Below are 19,326 nucleotides of genomic sequence, written 5' to 3' on the forward strand. Positions count from 1 at the left end.
CCCCTAATATTCCACTAATGTGATATCAGTAGTCTTTAAATGGCCACTCTTAGTGACGTAATCAACAGTCACAGTATCACCATCACTGTAATCACTCGTAATTTGATCAATACTATCTTCCGTCCCAACGGTGTAGTCATCAATTCGGCAAATGACATCGCCGACTTCCAAATCACTGTCACTAATTGAACTGTCGTCTTCAATGCTAGTAATGACCATCCCAATTTCCTTGTCATTATTACGTTGACGGATACTATAACCGCTAGCACCGAAATCAATATCGGTATCAGTATCACCATCTGGGTTCTTGAAATCTTGCATACTGTTGGTATTAACGTCATTGTGGGAAAGGTTCAACTTCACGTTGTGAGTGGAACCGTCCTTCATCTTAACCGTTGCAGTTGACCCCAGTGGAATCTGCTTCATCGCGTTGTCCATGCTATCATTGCCAAGCACTGATGATTTAACGGGGTAGTTATTGATTCCGACAATGACGTTACTGTCATCCCAACCACCGTCATCAACAGTTGACAATCCCGCCTTACTTGCCGGACCGCCATCCATTTCATCAATTAAAATCACACCGGCACCATAAGGTAAGTCCCCACGGAGTGCACCAAGTGATGGGTATGCGCCCGTTGAAGCAGCTTTGGCTAACGCATTAGCCTTCGCCGTCTTCTTTTGAATCAGCGTAGAAGTTTCTCCCGCTAACGATTGCAGTCCTGCAACAGACACGTTCAAGCCGACTGCATCTTTTTGGTTATAGTAGGTGTCGCTTAAGTCAGTCAATGAAGTGACAGAAGCTTTAGATTCATCCGGAAAATTAGACTTGTTCTTTAAATCATTTAATTTCTTTTCAGTCTTTTGTGCCAAACTGTGTTGTTTAGCAAGCTGGGTATCATTTGCAGATGCCAGTTGTGTTTTAGCTTTTTTGATCAAAGCCTCTAAATCTTTACGATTCAGCTGTTTTTTAAGCTGAGCATCCGTTGTCTTATCACCAGTTCCCGGCAGCTTATCCTGCAACTGCTTAGCAGCACCAGTGTTAGCCAGCGGATTATAGAGTACTAATTGTCGTGCTTCTTTGAGGTCGCTCGCAAAAGCCTTTTTAGTTTGTTGATGTTGATAAAATAAGAAGCCACCAGCAGCCACCACGATAACAACAAGTGCAGGAATCCCCCACTTTAAGAAACCGTGTTTAGCCGACTGACGTTTTTGTGATCGATTTGCCATAGTGTTTCCTCCCCTAACTTAAACTACTGTTGTCCCATCCAACGCGTCACATTGGCACCTAAACGTGCAATTGCCGCAACTTGACTGTCGGTTTGCTCCTGCGTCGCATTATGTGGCGTTTGACCATCACCATCAAGTTCAATCAATGCAGCAACCGCGAAGACATGACCCTGATACTTGATAATCGCCATGTCATTTTCGATACCACGATAGTTAGACTCACCGCTCTTGTTCCAGCAAACTGCCCCCTCAGGTAATTGGGCTGGTAACTTGGTGCGGTTTTCAGTCTTCAGCATTGGTGCTAACATCGCTTGATCCGTTGTCGCATCAATCACTTGTCCCTGATAAATTGATAACAAGGTCTGAACTGCTTCCCAAGCGTTGATTCGGTTCGCCTTGCCGTTAGAAATGTTGGAAATATCCATCATCTTCCGCTCAAGACTGGTGTAGTGGGTTGGCCCGACGACTTTCGCAATCGTCTGGTTAACACCACTGAATCCCCCAAGTTTGTCAATTAAAACGTTGGTGGCAATGTTGTCACTCTTTTCAATCATCAGTGTGACCAATTGTCGCAGTGTGTACTGCGTGCCAACCTTTTTATGTAACAAGATACCTGAACCAGACACTTTGTCCGCTTGCCGAAGCGTGTACGTATCGTTCGCGTGAATCAGGCCCCGTTTTAACGCCTGATAATAGCGAATTAAAATGAAGAGCTTGATTGTCGACGCCGATGATTGTGCACGACCAGGTGACCAATTTGTCATATAGGCTTGATGACCACCATCAAGCGAGGCCACTGCCACGGTCCATTTAGCAGGCCCATGAGTCCCCGGTACTAGACCGCGCATCGACTGATTGATCACGCTAACCAATCCCGCTGAGCTGTCTGACCCAACCCATTCGTGAGTTGTCCCTGTGGTCGTTGCCCTCAGCGTTGGCACGTGTACGTACTGCTGTGGGGCAGCGCGCTTCCTCGGTGTTGCTGCGGTACTGCTATTCTTGCTAGCTACTTGCGACGTCGTACTTGAGTGCGACGTCTTCGACTGACTCGTTGTTTGCCCACAACCAACGAGGAGCACTGACGCAAGTAACACTGTTCCCAGTAAATAAGACTTTCTTCCCATAATTGCGCCATCCAAACTTATAAGCTTATTATTCTATGCTAGCATACCCAATAATCTTAATAAATACTTAATTATGCCAAAATTTAAAAAATGTTGTTAACAAATCATTTGTGCGAAATAGTGTCGTTTTACGTGGCATTTAAAGCAGATGAATCTCGCCATTATCCCGCCAGCATCGTGGTTTCGTAATTAAAGCGAACAACCAAATTAACTATTTAGATAATTTTCTAAATTGTTCAACAAATCTCGGCTGACATGGTATAATCTATTTAGAGAAATGTCTAAATAGAAAGCAGATGATGTCATGGCCATGAACCAAACGCTGAAGGCAATTTCCGACCCAGTCCGCCGGCAAATTTTAGAGTTGCTAAAAGCCAAGTCTTATTCAGCCGGGGAGATTGCAGGCCAATTCGATCTCAGTCAAGCTACCGTTTCTTATCACCTCAAGTTATTAAAACAAGCAAGCTTAATTAGTGAGCATAAGCAAAAAAACTTCATTTATTATGAGTTGAACGCCAGTGTCTTTGAAGAAGTTCTGACTTGGATTTATGGATTAGGAATTGGGGGTAACGACCATGACAAAGCACATCACTAAAACACTCATCATTAGTACCATTATTATCTTGTTACCTATCATATATGGTGTGGTTTATTACCAACAACTACCCGCAGCAATGGTCACACACTGGGGATTTAACAACACCCCCAATGGCTGGATGCCTAAAATCGCTGCTGTTTATGGCATTCCAATTGGCATGATGCTGTTACAGTGGTTGATTGTCGGCCTCACTCAGTTCGGCGTGAAACGTTCAGGCGGAGCGCCACGTATGGAACGAATCGTTTACTGGTTGATTCCCGTTATCACGGTGGTTTTGTACTTAACGACCATTCAAGCCAACCTAGGGACGGCCGTGGACATCCGTCGGGTTGCAATGCTACTAGTTGCTGGTATCTTCATCCTAATGGGCAATTACCTACCAACTGTTCCGGGGAACAGTTATCATTGGGGCATCAAAAAATCAAAAGGACGGCCAGAGCTGAACGCCATCATCAGTCGTAAATTAGCTCATGCCATGGTCATCAGCGGTCTGCTGTGCCTATTGAGCATTTTCTTTAGCGTGTGGGTATCCACAGTTGCCGTCATCATCGCAATTGGTTGGGTAATCGGCGTTTCAATTTATAGCATGCGTCTTCAATCTCGCCGTTAGCCGTGCCAAACATGACGCTACCGCGAGTCGCTCACATTTGATTTAAAACCTCTTACCACAGCAAAGGACTGATTATCTTGAACGTGTTACTCATCAATGGCTACACTCCTCACCCAGATGCTGGTGGCAAGCTGACACAGGCATTAGTCGACCTCAGCAAGACCACGCTGAGTACCCACCACCAGGTCAAACTCTCCAACGTACTTGACTACGATCTCACCGAAGAGTACGAAAAATTCAAATGGGCGGACACGGTTTTACTGTACTTTCCGCTCTACTGGTACGCTGTTCCTTGGGGGCTAAAGCGTTACCTGGATGATGTTTTAGCCAAGCACCGCTTTTATGACGCAGACCAACAAGGCAGACCAGTACCGCTAATGATGGGTAAACACTTTGGCTACGTTACAACGCTAGCAGCCGTTGAGGCGACTTACCAACCGGGTAATCCACTCACTAACGGTCTAAGCGTTGCAGATTTACTCCAACCGCTCACGGTTACATTTCGCTACTGTGGCATCGACCAACACCCGAATTTTTCAAACTGTGTGTTTTATGACGTTTATACGCCGAAGCATGTCGAAGATGCTAAATTAGCGTTGACCCACGCGTTACATCAGCTAGATTGAGTGAAACAAAGAGGCTGGAAAAAATTATATTGATAAGCATCGAATTAATTTCTTAACTCGAAGTGAGTTAAACATTTCACTTTATCTCAAGTCTGTTATCTAGCCTAATCGTGCACCAAAACTCAGGTCCCGGCCATATAAAACAACGGCCCGTAGATTCCAAAACCAGGAATCCACGGGCCGTTGTTTTATATTCTGGGACCTAAACGAGTTTTTGCCCACTCTCTCCACTTGCATTAAACCGCTAAATCGTATTTTCACCTGGCTGCCACTCGTTCTTTTCATCAAATGGCCGTGCAGTCTGTTTTGAAATAAAACTAAAGTACCGAATATCTGAACCCCAGTCAGCTGGATCACCATACGAGAGTGACCGCAGATCTCGGTTATCGTAAGTAAAGGCGTACAACATCTTTTGTTTGATATCATAGCCAGCTGTGTACTGTGTCCAAGCAACCAACGTGTCATCACCTTCGCCAATTCGAAGTGACCCTTTTGGCGTATTCACCGCCGTTAATAATTGGTAGGCCTGATTTAATGCTTCATCATCATTGACTTCAACGGACATTAGCTTCGACATGGCGGCGCGCAGAAATCTTGACTCCGGCTTGTAATCGGCTGGTATTCCAACGAGGCCACTGGTTGGCTCACTTAACTTAATTTGAGCAATTGGTTCAGCAACGTCGTATGAATAGGTCCGTTTGGTTGTCCGTTCCAGCCACGTTTTCAAATTGTTCAGGTGCCAATCGAAAGTAGGCGCATTGGTGAAGACACCAAGTGGATTTTCAAAAATTTGAAAGCCGTTTTCCACGGACGGTTCAATCACAATTGACCGGCCAGTTTCGTCATGCATCACACAATGTTGCGGTACGGACATGCCCATCATCGGTCCGGGCTCGGTTGTGATACCAATATCACGACCCAGATTGACTTTAATATCATCTAAGGACTTGTAGTGGGTCAAAATCCAAGTACACAGTTCTTCACCACGAATCGCCGTTTTGCCACTTGCCTTAATCACTTCAGTTGGGACGTAACGATAGAAATGATCAAAGTAAAAGGTGCCGCCGCACAAGCCGTACTCGTTAATACCGTCTAAAAACACAGGGGCGTGATGAATATCCTTGGCCCAAACAATGCCCATCACATTTCGTTCACTCGCAAACGGTGTGTAAGCATTTACGAAGGTATATCCCTTCGGCAGTTTTACACCGGCATACTCAAAGTGCTGTTCAAAGTCCTGCGTCCGAGCCCAATAGGGGTTGCCCTGCCGACTAATAAGTTCAATTCCTGTACAAGCCATTTGGAAGCTCCTTTCAAGTTCAGTTAATTACTGAGTTCATTCACGTCAATGCGTTTTTTGGCTGATGGAATCATGGCAACACCGGCACCAATCAATGCAACCAACGCACCAAGAATGGTGACCATGTATACTTGAGCGCCTAATTGCGGAATCAATAAATCAATTAAAATCGAACCAATCAACTGGCCAGCGGTTGAGGCTAGCCCGAGCAAGAGTAGCCCCAAGCCACGTACTAATAATGCCATCAAAGCAATTGAAAGTAGTCCGAGCGGTCCACCTAAGTACATCCACCAAACTGTTGGTAAGTGGAAGGTTGCCGTTCCCATCATAATTCGAACAATTAACATAATACCTAAAATCGAGAAGCCGACAATAAAGTTCCAGGTAATTGACACTAGCATTGAACCCGTCTCTTCAGCGACTGCTGAGTTACCAGCGGGTTGCCAACCGGCTAACAAGCCGCCTAGGAATGGTAATACCGCTAACACGATAACTTTTGGTGCCGACCAGTTTGGCAGCACAACCAATACCGTGGCTGCGATTGCCAACAGTGCACCCATAATTCGAGCAAAGTTGAACGGCTGCTTAACCGGTACACCGATCCCTAATCGATCACAAATCAAACCGGAAATTACCATCCCAGAAATTAACGTGGTTTGGAAAGTTGCCACACCAAGAATCGAAGCTGTTGCCCCTTCTGAAAAAACAATCACTGCCCCACAACAACCAGCGAACCAGTTCCACCAAGGTAACCGGTGGGCCTTCATCTTACGAGGAATAGCGGCAAATTGTTCCCGTGTCGAACGTCGTGCCAAAATAATAATCGCCATGACAACTAACCCGGATCCGAATGAAACAACTGCCGAGGCATTCCCATCACCTAGGAGCTTACCGACCTGACCGTTAACAGCCGATTGCATCGGTCCAAGCATACCAGCCAACACCGTTGCCAAAACAAGTAATGGAATCACAACCGTTTTTTCAGTTTTTGAAGTTTGTGGATTACTCATACATAATCTCCTTTTTAGCCAAGTGTCGCAATCACTTACGTTTCGCTTACTTCTAGTCCAACTCGCCGGCTAACCAATTCAAGCACCTTGAGAAGAACTCACCGTAGTTTTCCCAAGCCATGAACGCCTGTGAGGCCCAATGCGGTGCGATGTCCGTTCCGTAAGCTAGGGTTCGACCCTTCCCAATTTTCTGGGTAACGAGTAACGGTGCATCATCGGCGGTCATCAAGACTGAGCTCTCAGGTTTCGGAGTAATCTCTTGATAACCCAAAATAACCGGAAATTCACCTAGATCACGGGTAATGACGTTGGGCGTTGTCTCAACCGGTTGAACACCCTGTGGCGCTTCAATACGATCATCATACGGTAAAACAGTTACGGGTAAGACCGCCTCGATTGGCGAACCGTGATAATGAGCTTTACCTTCAAAACCACCGAACGATAAGTAACCACCAGCCATCATCAAGGCCCCGCCATTTAGCACCCAATCCTTCAATAGGGCTAAACGATTTACCGCGGGATTACCGCCCGCAAAAACACCGTTTGATAACGTAAACGAATTGAGCCCAATATCTGACAAAATAATGACATCATATTGATCTAATGCCTCAATTGTCCAAGGAAATTGTTCTGGCACATCGTGGGCGCGCAGATGCGTTACGTCATGGCCACGACTTCGTAGCGCCTTTAATAACGCTTCACAACCAATTTCTAATTTAGTACTTGTAAATGAATCATATCCCTTATACTCCGTGGTCGTTGATATCCACGATTCACCTGCTAACAAAACTTTTGCCATGTGCTGCCTCCAAGATCTCGTCTTAATAAAGGTATATATCAAAATAATAATGAAAATACTCAATGGTCGTTTTCAAAATTGACAAATGCATGCGTGAAATTAGAAATGATTGCAAAACTAAAATGTTGTTTTATAGTTTGCTAAACCGGTTTATCATTTCACCGAAATAGTATCACAAAGTTTTCGCGAAGTAAACGGTTTCTTTTTAACTCACTCGCCTACCCTTTTAATTGGTATAGCTAAAATCGGTAGCTTATCACGCAATCAACGGGCTTTATCACCAGTGCCGTTATTTTAAAAATCGACCAAAAATAATTTATTCAATGATTAAATTAAAAGCTCACGTCGAAATAATACGTTATAATGGAAAACAGCACTCAACGTAGAAAGGAGCCCTCACCATGAAACTCACAATGCGAGAAATTGCTAAAATGGCGGGTGTCTCAGTGACCACTGTTTCTTTAGTCCTCAACGATAAAGAAGCCAGAATCTCACAGAAGCAACGTACTAAAATCAAAGAAATTGCCCGGAAGAATAACTATGTACCAAATTCATCGGCTGTTTCACTCGCCAAAAACGAATCGAATACCATTGGTGTGGTCGTTCCTAACATTAGCAACCCTTTTTATTCATCGTTAATCAAGGCCATCAGTAACGAGCTATCTAAGCGTGGCTACTATTCATTGATTATCAATTCAAATGACAATCACGAAAACGAAGCTAAGCAGGTTGCTAAATTGGTCAGTCGTGGTGTTGATGGTATCTTGTTAGTGCCATCAAACGACCTATACGCCCAGGGTACGGATAAAGTGAATACCTTTTTAAACAGCATCGATATTCCCTTTGTCCTCGTCAATGCCGACAGTGATTTAGACATCAACCAGGTGAATCTTGATAGCTTTGAGGGCGGCTATCTTGCAACCCAACTTCTCATCGATAATGGCCACACTGATATCGCCATCGTCACCGGTAACAAGGGATTCGTAAATGCTGAAACCCGTTTACTGGGCTACCAAAAAGCACTGGCCGACAACGGTTTGACCATCGACCCCAACCTGGTTTTTCGTGCGCCCTATGATCTCAATGGCGGATACGAACGTATTCAACAAATTCAACAGACGCCAGCAACCGCTATCTTTTTCTGTAGCGACTTAATGCTGTATGGTGCCGTCAAACAATTTAACGAGTCAAAGCGAAACTTGTTTGATCACTACTCAATCATTGGTTACGACGATACGTTCATCAACGAAATCTTCAATCCCACCATTACCTCCGTCAAACAAAACGTGTCACAACTCGGCAGCGAGGCCGTCAGAGTGTTATACACGGCCCTTTCAAGTAAACTGACAATCAATGTCAAACTGGATGTGACACTCAATGTTCGTGACTCAGTTAAGGCGTTAGATTAGCATTGCAAATAATCTGAGTAACGGCGGTTAATTAAGTGCCAATGATTGCCTCAACACCCAAAAAAGCAACTAAAAAGAGTGGCTGGGAACAAAGTCCATTTTGACAAAAATCAAACTCGATTCTCAACTCAAAAACAATTAAGAATTGTATTTACTTTCAAGACTGCTATCTAGCCTTAACGTGTGCCAGAACTCAAGTCCCGGCCATAGAAACAAGAAAACGCGTGGATTCCTACAAATCAGGAATCCACGCGTTTTCTCGCTTCTATTCTGGGACTTAAACGAGTTCTGTCCCACTCACATTTAATATCACTATGCTTGTTGCTTGTCGGCAGCCATGACTTCTTCAATCGCTTCGGCAAGTCGCTTCACGCCATCCTCGATTTTATCTTCCGGTGTGTTCGAGTAATTCATCCGGAAAGTTCCGGGAATGGTTTCATTACCAAAGAATGGATCGCCAGGTACGATGGCAACGTTACGTTTCAACGCGGCATCAAATAACTTTTGCGAGTCCTTAACCCCTGGTACCATCACCCACAAGAACATCCCACCTTCTGGATTACTGTGCGTAACACCAGCCGGGAAGTACTTATCTACGGCGTTAACCATCAATTGTTCCCGTTTGTGATAGAGCGCCGTAATTTTAGCAATGTGCTCATTAATGTCATTTTCAGCAAAGTATTCTGCTGCTACGTACTGCGCTAAACTATCCGTGTGCAAGTCGGCAGACTGCTTCATCATCGTATACTTCTTAATGAGTTTTGGATCAGCGACGACCCAACCTAAACGAAGGCCTGGTGCGAAAATTTTCGACATGGTCCCCATATAGATCACATGATTACTCTTATCAAATGACTTCAGTGCAGGTAAGTGTTCGCCTTCCCACCGAATTGCACCATATGGGTTATCTTCAAGCACTAACACATCGTACTTTTCAGCTAACTCAACTAACTTCTTCCGACGTGCCAACGTCATCGTCCGACCAGTTGGGTTTTGGAAAGTTGGCACCGTATAAATCAGTCGGGTATCCGGATTGTTTTTGAGGGCTTCTTCAAGCGAGTCCATCCGCATCCCATCTTCATCCATATCAACACCCACAAAGTGCGCGCCATATGAACGGAAGACATCAATGGCAGTCAAATAAGTTGGGTCTTCAACGATGACTGTACTTCCTTCATCGATAAACATTTTACCCGTTAAATCAATGGATTGCTGAGAACCAGTTGCCACCATCACGTGATCGGCATCGGTATCAATACCTTCAACTTTTAAACGATCTAAGATAACGTTACGGAGCTCCGGTACCCCTTGAGATGAGCCGTACTGCAATGCCGCACGACCCTTTTCTTCTAGCACTTTATCAGTGGCCTTCTTCACCTGCTCAACGGGAAAAAGTTCTGGCGCTGGCAAGCCACCGGCAAACGACATGACTTTGGGATCACCAGCAACCTTCAAAATATCGCCAACAGCATCTACGTCTGATTGAGGGACTCGCTTCGAGAAATGATAGGTCATAATAAAACACTCCTTAATATGTATGGAATTAGTTGCTTTATGTAAACATCAAACAGTTCATGTTCATTGAGTAACATGGCTTGTCTGGCATTATTATAACATAACGATGAGAGGTTGATTAAAAGTATTTTTTAAAGACTCCGAATGGTACGCCTGAATACTTTACTGATACGCCGTTAAGTACCATTTGGGGATTTACTCGCATACCGAAAATATACCGAAAAAGATTGCCATTCTCACCAAAGTAAAAAAATAAAACGCCGACAGCTCAGCGCTTTACTCATCCGTATTAACTTACGTTACTCATAACTGCGCCCCCCGAGAGTCGAACTCGGATCATGAGGACCGAAATCTCATGTGCTATCCATTACACTAAGGGCGCCTAACACCTTAATGATAGTGGTGTTAGCAAAATTTTTCAAGTTAAATACTCGAAATGATTAGCGAATGCCAGCAACCTTTTCGGCAGCATCTTGCAGATAAAAGAAAACAGCGTCCGGACTCCGCTTGAAGTCTGCCGTAAAACTCTCACCCTGTGGTTCAACGGTATAGATGACCGTCTTCATAATGTCAGTCACCACGATGTTATCGCCGTCCCACTTGCCTGAGTCGTAATGTCCCTCTTCTGAATACTCAAGATAAGCTTGAAAGGAGGCCAATACGGTTTCCTTAATCACGTCATCAATAGTTGCTTGTTTACCATCAGCTTGCCGCTTCGCCACTTCTTTTTCGACTTCTGCCATGTTTTCGGGTACATCAATTTCCAACGGAGATTCCTCTTTTCGTCATAGTCTACCTATGTATTCTATCATGTTCAGCTAAAAAGCGCGGTATTTACCATTCACGATTAACTTTTTGCGAAACTTCTCTTTAAAATCACATTTTTTCAGGTACACTAGAGAGTAACAATACTGACTATTACCGATTACAAGGAGGACCAACATGACACTCTTATACCGGAGTACTCGCGGTACCCAAGCTGACGCGTTAACCGCATCAGCTGCCATTTTACAAGGCTTAAGCCCGGACGGTGGCTTGTACGTGCCAACGCAAGCACCCCAACTTGACTTAGACTTAACCCAGTTACCTGAACTCTCCTACCAAGAAGTGGCCTTCAAAGTTCTGAAAGCTTTCTTAACGGACTTTACTGATGACGAAATTCGAGACTGTGTGAATGCAGCCTATGATGATAAATTTGATGATCCGCTCATTGCGCCAGTCAGCCACCATGGCGATGACTTTTACCTGGAACTCTTCCATGGTGCAACGATTGCCTTTAAAGATTTAGCACTATCAATCTTGCCACACTTGATGACGACCGCCGCCAAAAAGAACCATTTTAACAAAGAAATCGTGATTTTAACGGCAACTTCCGGTGACACTGGTAAGGCCGCTATGGCTGGATTTGCTGACGTTCCTGGCACTAAGATTATCGTCTTCTACCCAAGCCAAGGGGTCAGTGCAATCCAGAAACAACAAATGATTACCCAGGTCGGCGAAAACACCTACGTGGTTGCAATCAACGGTAATTTCGACCAAGCCCAGACCAACGTCAAGACGATTTTTAACGATCAAGACTTTCTGGCTGAACTAGCTGAAAACGGCTATCAGTTCTCATCAGCTAATTCAATTAACATTGGCCGCTTGGTGCCACAAGTTGCTTACTACTTTTACGCATACGGCCAATTGGTCAAACAGGGCGCGATTAAAAACGGCGATAAAATTAACTTTAGTGTCCCGACCGGTAACTTTGGGGACATTTTAGCTGGCTACTACGCCAAAAATCTTGGACTACCAGTTAACCAGTTGATTTGTGCGTCTAACCAAAACAACGTCTTAACCGACTTTTTCGAAACCGGGTATTACGATCGCGTTCGACCATTCTTCACCACCACGTCGCCATCGATGGATATTCTCGTTTCTAGCAACCTAGAACGGCTGATCTTCCACGCTACCGGCGATGACGCTGACCAAACGGCTGCATACATGCATGATTTGGAAACCACCGGTCACTACCAAATTAAGCCTGACGAACTCAAGCAACTCCAAAATACGTTCTCAGCTGGTTTCGCAACGGCCGATGCAGACCGTGAAGCGATTGCCAAAGTTTATCAATCAACTCAATTTGCCATTGACCCGCATACAGCAATTGCCAAAGCAGTCGCGGATGCTTACCGTGAAAAAACTGATGATCAACACCCCATGGTAATTGTCTCAACGGCTAGTCCATACAAGTTCCCTAACGCCGTCCTTACAGCCATTGAAGGCCAAGAAGTGACCGCTGACGGACTCGCCGCCGTAGCCCAATTACAAGATCACATTCACGTTCCACTGCCACAAGCTATCCAGACTTTATTTGATGCCCAAGTTCGTCACACCATGATGGTCCAACCTGACGAAATGCATCAAGCGATTACAAAAATCCTTAAAATTGACTAGGTTAAGCTATTCAAACAACCAAAAGACGGTTATACTTTAATAGTCAACAAATAGTAAGTAACCGAGGTGAAAGTTCGTGGCAGAAACTAAAAAAGATTATTTAACACTCTCAACTTATAACGCAATTCTGCATCGTCAGCTTCAGCGTGACATGAATCAGTTGTTAATTAAAGACAAGTTACCCGTTAATATCACTGAAATGTACCTGATGGTTTTGATTCTTGAAAGTCAACCAATCAGCCAGCGTCGCGCTTCAACGACACTGGCCGTGGATGAAGGCTTGATGACACGGATGGTCAAACATTTAACTGCCTTAGGGCTCATTCATAAACAGGCTGCTGAGCGCGATAAGCGTGTAAAGGAACTAACTTTAACCGCTGATGGCAAGGAATTGCTCGACTACGGGTTATCACAATTCAACGAATGGTGGGAGTCTTTTGAAGCCGATTTAGGCGATATCGACATTAACCACCTGGGTCGTGAACTCTATGACATTTCAAAAGTCGTCCTGTCCGATCGTCACCAGACCCCCTTGCGCAACGATCGCGTTGACGCCGAGTAAGCTGGTCAATCAATTTATTAATCACAATCACAGTCAGTCGCTTGCGGCTGGCTTTTTTGTTGCACAGCGCTTAGGATAAAGGTGACTAAAATGAATGATAAGGAGTGGTAAAGATGACAAAATCTGTCACCATTGCACAAGCAAGACAAGCTGATCAACACACAATTAAAACGATTGGCATTCCATCACTTGTTCTTATGGAACGCGCCGCACTGGGTGCTACAGCCCGTTTACAACCAGACACATTCGATTTAACGCACGTTTTAGTATTTGCCGGAACTGGTAATAACGGTGGTGATGGCCTGGCCATCGCTCGAATGCTACACGTTCGTGGCATCGACGTCACCGTCATGCTTACTGGCGACGCACACAAAACCTCCGTTGAGACTGGCCAGCAGCTTGCAATTTTAAGCTATTATCACATTCCCATTATACCTGCTAGCACTGATTTAACTGGTTACACCACCATCGTTGACGCCATTTTTGGTATTGGGCTTGATCGACCCGTTTCCGGTAAGTTCGCCGACTGGGTCAATGCCATTAACGCGAGTTCAGCGCCGGTACTGAGCGTCGATGTACCATCTGGTCTCAACGCTGACACCGGCGAACCACAAGGCGCTACTGTTCAGGCCACTGCAACTAGCACTTTTGCGTATGCTAAACAGGGATTTCTCACTGATTCTGGCCAGCAGTATACTGGTCAATTATTTGTAGAAGATATCGGTGTTTACTTAAATGACCGCGCTGATTAGCATTTAGCCACGTTATATGAATTTAATACCTACTCATCTGACCGATAACATTTGATTAGATCAATATTCAGAATACTCTGCCGCTATTCTTTTCCCACCATGTTAGCCGTAGTGCCAGAAGTCAATTTTTTGACGGGTGGCAGTGACTAGTACCACTTTGCGCGGTAGTGCTTAGTGGTACTGGACGCTTCTGAGACTCGTGGGTTTCGAGTCTCAGAAACGAGACGGAAAACGCAAAGCGGTTGCAGTCGGTCCCACAGCTACCCGTCAAAAAATTGACTGGCAGCCGAAGGCGGACTACTCCCGCATATCTACAGTTAAAAACAGGATAATTGCCGAAGTGGCAGTCATCCTGTTTTTCTAAAGTCTATTAAATGTGTTTAAGTCTGATCATTTATTCAGTGGTCAAGCGTTTAATCGCTTCAGCATAAATCGTCATGGCTTTAAACATCTTATCAAGTTCCCACTGTTCATCAACCTGATGCATGTAATCAGGCACACCTGGCAGCATGGCACCAAAGGCAACACACTGGTTCATCGTCCGGGCGTACGTTGCACCGCCTGATACTTGCGGTTCTGTGGTGTCACCCGTCACATCTCGATAAGTTGCCATGAGTTTTTGAACAAGGTCACTGTCCGTTGGTACGTAAAGTGGTGCCAAATAATCGAAGTCTTCATACTGATAACCATACTCAGCAATTCGTTGACTTAATTGGTCAATCAATTGATCATGATCAACCGTAACCGGAATCCGCATATCCACTTGCATCCGAGTTTCTTTTTCGCTGACTTCAATGTTAGAGATGTTGATGGTTAAATGCCCAGAGGCTTCATCTTCCACGTTGCCGAGAAGGTTTACCCCAGTGGCGTCTTCTTTGAAACACTGACCAATTAAACTCATCGGCCCATCCGGGAAGACTTTATCAAGCGCCATTGCCAAACGTAACACCGCGTTAGTCCCGGTTGGCGCTAGCATAGCGTGCACAGATTTACCAGTCACCGTGATACCATCGTCACTAGTCTCAAAGGCAAAACCAAAGTCACTGAGGGCTTGCTTGACTTCAGCTAATTTTGGCCCATTATAGCTTGCTTTGGCGGGCACCGCATTAAAGGCGTTTGTCATCTTCAAAGTAAAGTCTGAGGTACCAGGACCAACAAAGTAAGATTGTTGTAGTCCCTTTTCAGCATAAGTCACCGGGAACTCTGAATCAGGCGCGATACCGTGAGTAATTGGCGCTTCCTTTTCTTGATAAACCTTAATGCCACGCCAAAGTGTCTCTTCGTCGGTTCCAAAAATAAACCGAATGCGTTCTTTAAACGTGACGCCAGCGTCCATCAACGCCTTAACCGCATAGAGTGCTGCCACAGAAGGCCCTTTATCATCTTGAACGCCACGGCCATAAATAACACCATCCTTTACCGTTGCATTAAATGGGTCCGTCGACCAATCGGCAACGTCACCAGCAGGAACTACATCAACGTGTCCGATGATGCCAAAAATTTTGTCACCACTGCCAACTTCCGCATAACCATAGTTACCATCTGGATCCGTGTAGGTCTTAAACCCAAGCTCACTGCAAAGGGCCATCATCTCGTCCAATGCGGCTCGAATCGGTTTACCAAACGGCGCACCTGGTGCAGCTGCCTCTAGATTAGACGGATGGGCAACCAATCGTTTTAAAGCAGCTACTGCAGCTTGTTGATGCTCAGAAGTAATATAAGTTTTCATCTTTGAAAGCCTCCCTTGTTAAAATACTCATACGCTAATTATCGCATAGTTTCTATACGAAAAGGCGTTTCGTCAAAATGAAACACTTCTGACAATCCGCCTATTCATGACTTCAAGTTGCTACAGAATTGCGAGGACACCCAAGAAGACGCAGGTGACAATGAAGAGATAAATCATCAATTTCGCAATCCATTTCCACCAAGTACTAATGTTGATGTGGGCAATTGCTAAGGCCCCCATCACAACACCAGAAGTTGGTGTGATTAAGTTAACCCAGCCAGAAGCCGCTTGGTAAGCAGTAATTACGACACTACCATCAACGCCAGCGAATTTACCCATCGGACCAATAATACCCATGGTAGCTGATGCTAAACCAGAAGTAGATGGAATCAAGAATGACATTGGAATGTAGAAAATGTAGGTGATGATAATGAAGACACTCTGTGACAAGCCTTTGAGTCCTAACTCGCCCCAATGTAACACTGTATCGGTAATCATACCGTCATTCATGACTACTTGAATTCCACGAGCAACTGCCACGATAATGGCAACGCTTAAGAATTCAGCCATACCACCCATGAAGGCGTTGATAAAGTCAGTTTCCTTCATCTTGTAAACAAACATAATCACAACTGCCATTAATAAGAACAGCATCGTAATTTCAGAGAAGTACCAGTCACCCAGTGGCACCATATCACTACCAATTAGGTTACCAAGTACTGGAATCTTAGCGAGCCACTTCGTTGCGCTTTCAAAGAAGGTCCATTTTTCGTTGATCGTACTCCATGGAATTAGGCCAACGATCATCAGCACGAAAGTACCACCAAATAGCCATAAGACTGCTTTTTGACGTCCTGTCATGGTACCCGCTTCATCCGTATCACTAACGGAGAACCGATCCAAATCTTCTTGGCGTTGTTCGTAAATAGCCGATTTGCTTGGATCCTTTTCGATCTTAGAGGCGTAATGATAAACGTACCAGATGCCTAATACTAATACGATAATGAGTAGGATAAACCGTGGAATCAAGCCATCCCCCATCGAAAGGTTCATGGTTTGAGACGCAACACCAGTCGCAAACGGGTTAACGGTTGAAGCCAAACAGCCAATTTGAGAACCAACCAGCACAATTGCCACCGCTGTTAATGAGTCGAACCCGACACCAATCATCACTGGGATTAAAAGTGGGTAAAAGGCAATGGTTTCTTCCGCCATACCATATGTTGAACCACCTAACGCGAACAGGATCATTAAAATTGGAATCAGGCGTTTTTCTTTGCCCTTATACTTACGAACCACTGCACCGATACCATCATCAAGTGCCTTGGTCTTATTAACAACCCCTAAGAAACCACCAATTACGAGAATAAATAGTGAGATAGAAATGGCGCCTTCAGTATGTTCGTTACCAACCATCCCAAAAACCGGGGCCATAAAGATATCCCAAATACCCTGAGGATTTGCCGTTACAGATTTGTACGTATGAGCGATAATGTTGCCCGCTTTATCCGTATTGTACGCACCTGCTGGAATAATCCAGGTGAGAATTGCAACTAAGCCAATAATGATGAATAAAATCGTAAACGCTGACGGCATTTTAAACCGTCGCTTCTTTGGTTGAACTTTAGGTGCTTGCATTTTTCTCATCTCCTTACTATTATTCTTTAACAATTTTAGTTTATCGAAGAGAAGTAACTAAATTATGACTATTTTCCGAAGTTTTTGTATTAAAAATTTCTTAATACTGAGCATTAAAGTTGCCTAATGTATAAATGTATATCACATCATGATTCTATCATGTGGATTTATTCACTACAAATGATAAATCAATAATAAAGCGCTATCATTTTGCTGATAATTTCAGTCATATTCCCGGTACTATCGTATTCATCACTATTTTTCAATGTTTTCATTCAGTTACCTTACGCTTAAGTTTTAACACTTAATCCCATCAGGTATCAGTTGGTGTTTTTTACCCATATTGAACAATTTACTACCTATTGTATAATAACTAAAACATCAATATATCTTTCAATACGCACACTATTTTAGACACCATTTGTCCTGAGAATCACTTATATTTAAAATCTTTAGGCATCCATCACCGTTTGTCTTTTAGTCAGTCCATGCTATAATCAGCGTAAATTATCAACACCATGGAGGTAACTGTATGACTGACACTGGTTTTATGAATATTCAAGATGCAGATCCCGATATTATTGTTGACCTGAAGTACGCCACAACTGACAACTTTACTGGTAAGGTGATTTACGATTTCACAACGGCGATTGCTCGCACTGGCACCGCTCAAAAATTAGGCGCTGCTAGCCGACTGCTTAAGCAAAAGGGCTACCGTCTTAAAGTTTGGGATGCCTTTCGACCAGTCACGGCACAGGCAAAACTGTTTGATGTCGTTTCTGATCCGACTTGGGTTGCCAAGCCCAACCCCAATTATTCACACCAAAAAGGGGTTACATTTGACCTAACTTTAACTGATATGGCCGGACATGAAGTTGAGATGCAGTCTGGATTTGACGATTTCACCGGTAAGGCAGTTCGCGATTATCCACGAACCGCTACCCAAGAGGCCAATTACCAAACTTTACTCCAAGCCATGACCGAGGCTGGCTTTGTCGGGTACGAAAACGAGTGGTGGGATTACCGCGACACCGAAATGGATAGTTACGGTCCGTTACAAGCTGACCCTAATGACTACGCTCACTAAGCCAATGACTAACCATTTAGGGATAAACTGACTATACTGGTCTATGGTTGTTACCTCCTCCAAACAATTTTCACTCAGTGTTCTGAAGTGAACACCATGGTAATAACCGTTATTGATCAATCCCGGTTAACGCAATTGACCAACCCAAAAACGACGCCTCTGATAAAACAGAGACGCCGTTTTTTAGTCATCATTGACGTTTATTGTTGATTTGATTGGTTCGCTTGCTTAATAAATGAATGGTCTGGGACTCGAATTAACGTGAAACGGTTGGCTAACCGGCCAGCATGTAACCCGATCCCGTTGAGGAAGGTCTTCTTATAGGTAGTTTCTTCAACACCGATCCAGGCCTTTTGATGTTGCTTTTCCATCTGCTTAACCTTCGATTGATTCCAGGTGTACGCAGAAGCAACCACATTTATCGGATGAGTGCCGCTGGAAACCGTGGCATTTTCGCTAGAGACCATATCCTTCTCACCCGCAGTGTAGAAGGTATAGTATTGAACCGGTTTCGTACCGTTACCGTTCTTAATTGTCACGTATGCCGAACTACCAACCGAACTTGTATCCAAAACCAGTGGCTTGTATTGATAAGCAACCGTCACCCGTTTTGAATTAACAGCATTAACGTCTTGGAAAAGTGTCGTGTAACTCATTCCCCAAAACGCCAACAGAAAAATGACTAATTCAATGGATGACTTTGTGATGTTTTGCCAAGACCACGATCGTTTTTCGGTAACCAATAACTTTAAGCGGCGGACGCGCATATCGTGCACCATCCAGACTAAGTAGATTACCAACAGTAGCCATAGCCCCATGCCTACTAAATTCCACGCCGATTTCATACCCAATTCTCCTTCTTCACAATAAGCGACGATGCGCTAATTTATCGAAAAAT

General features: G+C 44.3%; 18 protein-coding genes and 1 tRNA gene. 8 read left to right on the forward strand and 11 right to left on the reverse strand.

Annotated features, from left to right (window positions below):
• Positions 1–3 precede the first annotated feature (3 nt).
• A complete protein-coding gene (locus tag FD04_RS04345) occupies positions 4–1,230 on the reverse strand; it encodes a PDZ domain-containing protein (protein ID WP_054699062.1) in 1,227 nt (408 codons plus the stop codon).
• Positions 1,231–1,253: 23 nt separating this feature from the next.
• Positions 1,254–2,354: a serine hydrolase gene (locus FD04_RS04350; RefSeq protein WP_056947291.1), complete on the reverse strand. Its 1,101-nt coding sequence runs from the start codon at positions 2,352–2,354 to the stop codon at positions 1,254–1,256.
• Between the two features lie 304 nt (positions 2,355–2,658).
• Here FD04_RS04350 and FD04_RS04355 point away from each other — a divergent pair, with 304 nt between their 5' ends.
• The 3 genes from FD04_RS04355 (at position 2,659) to FD04_RS04365 (ending at position 4,188) form a co-directional block, all read left to right on the forward strand.
• The gene (locus FD04_RS04355) at positions 2,659–2,949 is read left to right on the forward strand and encodes an autorepressor SdpR family transcription factor (protein ID WP_056947294.1); all 291 of its coding nucleotides are present in this window, start codon (positions 2,659–2,661) and stop codon (positions 2,947–2,949) included.
• Entirely contained in the window at positions 2,930–3,562 is a 633-nt protein-coding gene (locus FD04_RS04360; protein ID WP_056947297.1) for a DUF1648 domain-containing protein, read from the forward strand. Before FD04_RS04355 ends, FD04_RS04360 begins: the two co-directional genes overlap by 20 nt.
• An 83-nt stretch (positions 3,563–3,645) precedes the next feature.
• A complete protein-coding gene (locus FD04_RS04365; protein WP_235805653.1) occupies positions 3,646–4,188 on the forward strand; it encodes an NAD(P)H-dependent oxidoreductase in 543 nt (180 codons plus the stop codon).
• A gap of 244 nt (positions 4,189–4,432) precedes the next feature.
• Here FD04_RS04365 and FD04_RS04370 read toward each other — a convergent pair whose 3' ends face one another.
• The 3 genes from FD04_RS04370 to FD04_RS04380 are packed head-to-tail and all read right to left on the reverse strand — an operon-like array spanning position 4,433 to position 7,297.
• Positions 4,433–5,488 carry a linear amide C-N hydrolase gene (locus tag FD04_RS04370; RefSeq protein ID WP_056947299.1) on the reverse strand — a complete coding sequence of 352 codons (1,056 nt, stop codon included), beginning with the start codon at positions 5,486–5,488 and terminating at the stop codon, positions 4,433–4,435.
• 23 nt (positions 5,489–5,511) lie between these two features.
• Positions 5,512–6,498, reverse strand: coding sequence for a DMT family transporter (locus tag FD04_RS04375; protein ID WP_056947302.1), 987 nt, complete (start codon positions 6,496–6,498; stop codon positions 5,512–5,514).
• Between the two features lie 52 nt (positions 6,499–6,550).
• Complete coding sequence (locus tag FD04_RS04380; RefSeq protein ID WP_054699054.1) at positions 6,551–7,297, reverse strand: glutamine amidotransferase; 747 nt, start codon at positions 7,295–7,297, stop codon at positions 6,551–6,553.
• Between the two features lie 401 nt (positions 7,298–7,698).
• On the opposite strand from FD04_RS04380, the gene FD04_RS04385 reads away from it, so the two are divergent.
• On the forward strand, positions 7,699–8,706 hold the full coding sequence (locus FD04_RS04385) for a LacI family DNA-binding transcriptional regulator (RefSeq protein ID WP_054699052.1): 1,008 nt from the start codon (positions 7,699–7,701) through the stop codon (positions 8,704–8,706).
• A 312-nt stretch (positions 8,707–9,018) separates the two neighbouring features.
• Here the strand turns inward: FD04_RS04385 and FD04_RS04390 are convergent, their stop codons facing one another.
• The 3 genes from FD04_RS04390 to FD04_RS04400 form a co-directional block, all read right to left on the reverse strand.
• On the reverse strand, positions 9,019–10,221 hold the full coding sequence (locus tag FD04_RS04390; protein ID WP_056947305.1) for an aminotransferase-like domain-containing protein: 1,203 nt from the start codon (positions 10,219–10,221) through the stop codon (positions 9,019–9,021).
• A 310-nt stretch (positions 10,222–10,531) separates the two neighbouring features.
• A tRNA-Arg gene (locus tag FD04_RS04395) sits at positions 10,532–10,603 on the reverse strand.
• Between the two features lie 58 nt (positions 10,604–10,661).
• A complete protein-coding gene (locus FD04_RS04400) occupies positions 10,662–10,988 on the reverse strand; it encodes a hypothetical protein (RefSeq protein WP_054699050.1) in 327 nt (108 codons plus the stop codon).
• 175 nt (positions 10,989–11,163) lie between these two features.
• On the opposite strand from FD04_RS04400, the gene thrC reads away from it, so the two are divergent.
• The 3 genes from thrC to FD04_RS04415 all read left to right on the forward strand — a co-directional run bounded on the left by thrC (position 11,164) and on the right by FD04_RS04415 (position 13,974).
• Complete coding sequence (gene thrC / locus FD04_RS04405) at positions 11,164–12,660, forward strand: threonine synthase (protein WP_056947309.1); 1,497 nt, start codon at positions 11,164–11,166, stop codon at positions 12,658–12,660.
• 76 nt (positions 12,661–12,736) lie between these two features.
• Positions 12,737–13,222, forward strand: coding sequence for a MarR family winged helix-turn-helix transcriptional regulator (locus tag FD04_RS04410; RefSeq protein WP_056947312.1), 486 nt, complete (start codon positions 12,737–12,739; stop codon positions 13,220–13,222).
• A 113-nt stretch (positions 13,223–13,335) separates the two neighbouring features.
• A complete protein-coding gene (locus FD04_RS04415; protein ID WP_054699046.1) occupies positions 13,336–13,974 on the forward strand; it encodes an NAD(P)H-hydrate epimerase in 639 nt (212 codons plus the stop codon).
• 394 nt (positions 13,975–14,368) lie between these two features.
• On the opposite strand, the gene FD04_RS04420 is transcribed toward FD04_RS04415, so the two are convergent.
• Both FD04_RS04420 and FD04_RS04425 read right to left on the reverse strand, forming a co-directional pair.
• A complete protein-coding gene (locus tag FD04_RS04420) occupies positions 14,369–15,703 on the reverse strand; it encodes a M20 family metallopeptidase (protein WP_056947315.1) in 1,335 nt (444 codons plus the stop codon).
• A gap of 120 nt (positions 15,704–15,823) precedes the next feature.
• Positions 15,824–17,350: a YfcC family protein gene (locus FD04_RS04425; RefSeq protein WP_420806513.1), complete on the reverse strand. Its 1,527-nt coding sequence runs from the start codon at positions 17,348–17,350 to the stop codon at positions 15,824–15,826.
• A gap of 523 nt (positions 17,351–17,873) precedes the next feature.
• Here FD04_RS04425 and FD04_RS04430 point away from each other — a divergent pair.
• Positions 17,874–18,428: a M15 family metallopeptidase gene (locus tag FD04_RS04430; protein WP_056947320.1), complete on the forward strand. Its 555-nt coding sequence runs from the start codon at positions 17,874–17,876 to the stop codon at positions 18,426–18,428.
• Positions 18,429–18,628: 200 nt separating this feature from the next.
• Here the strand turns inward: FD04_RS04430 and FD04_RS04435 are convergent, their stop codons facing one another.
• Entirely contained in the window at positions 18,629–19,273 is a 645-nt protein-coding gene (locus FD04_RS04435) for an LVIS_2131 family protein (RefSeq protein ID WP_054699045.1), read from the reverse strand.
• Between the last annotated feature and the right edge of the window lie 53 nt (positions 19,274–19,326).

Source organism: Secundilactobacillus odoratitofui DSM 19909 = JCM 15043 (assembly GCF_001434895.1).
In the GTDB taxonomy this organism is placed as follows: domain Bacteria; phylum Bacillota; class Bacilli; order Lactobacillales; family Lactobacillaceae; genus Secundilactobacillus; species Secundilactobacillus odoratitofui.

What these genes read in the sequence shown, in the direction of transcription:
- FD04_RS04390 (WP_056947305.1), bottom strand. Translation starts at nt 10,221, where the DNA reads ATGACCTATCATTTCTCGAAGCGAGTCCCTCAATCAGACGTAGATGCT.
- FD04_RS04375 (WP_056947302.1), bottom strand. Translation starts at nt 6,498, where the DNA reads ATGAGTAATCCACAAACTTCAAAAACTGAAAAAACGGTTGTGATTCCA.
- FD04_RS04350 (WP_056947291.1), bottom strand. Translation starts at nt 2,354, where the DNA reads ATGGGAAGAAAGTCTTATTTACTGGGAACAGTGTTACTTGCGTCAGTG.
- FD04_RS04380 (WP_054699054.1), bottom strand. Translation starts at nt 7,297, where the DNA reads ATGGCAAAAGTTTTGTTAGCAGGTGAATCGTGGATATCAACGACCACG.
- FD04_RS04435 (WP_054699045.1), bottom strand. Translation starts at nt 19,273, where the DNA reads ATGAAATCGGCGTGGAATTTAGTAGGCATGGGGCTATGGCTACTGTTG.
- FD04_RS04355 (WP_056947294.1), top strand. Translation starts at nt 2,659, where the DNA reads ATGGCCATGAACCAAACGCTGAAGGCAATTTCCGACCCAGTCCGCCGG.
- FD04_RS04415 (WP_054699046.1), top strand. Translation starts at nt 13,336, where the DNA reads ATGACAAAATCTGTCACCATTGCACAAGCAAGACAAGCTGATCAACAC.
- FD04_RS04420 (WP_056947315.1), bottom strand. Translation starts at nt 15,703, where the DNA reads ATGAAAACTTATATTACTTCTGAGCATCAACAAGCTGCAGTAGCTGCT.
- FD04_RS04385 (WP_054699052.1), top strand. Translation starts at nt 7,699, where the DNA reads ATGAAACTCACAATGCGAGAAATTGCTAAAATGGCGGGTGTCTCAGTG.
- FD04_RS04360 (WP_056947297.1), top strand. Translation starts at nt 2,930, where the DNA reads ATGACAAAGCACATCACTAAAACACTCATCATTAGTACCATTATTATC.
- FD04_RS04425 (WP_420806513.1), bottom strand. Translation starts at nt 17,350, where the DNA reads ATGAGAAAAATGCAAGCACCTAAAGTTCAACCAAAGAAGCGACGGTTT.
- FD04_RS04430 (WP_056947320.1), top strand. Translation starts at nt 17,874, where the DNA reads ATGACTGACACTGGTTTTATGAATATTCAAGATGCAGATCCCGATATT.
- thrC (WP_056947309.1), top strand. Translation starts at nt 11,164, where the DNA reads ATGACACTCTTATACCGGAGTACTCGCGGTACCCAAGCTGACGCGTTA.
- FD04_RS04345 (WP_054699062.1), bottom strand. Translation starts at nt 1,230, where the DNA reads ATGGCAAATCGATCACAAAAACGTCAGTCGGCTAAACACGGTTTCTTA.
- FD04_RS04370 (WP_056947299.1), bottom strand. Translation starts at nt 5,488, where the DNA reads ATGGCTTGTACAGGAATTGAACTTATTAGTCGGCAGGGCAACCCCTAT.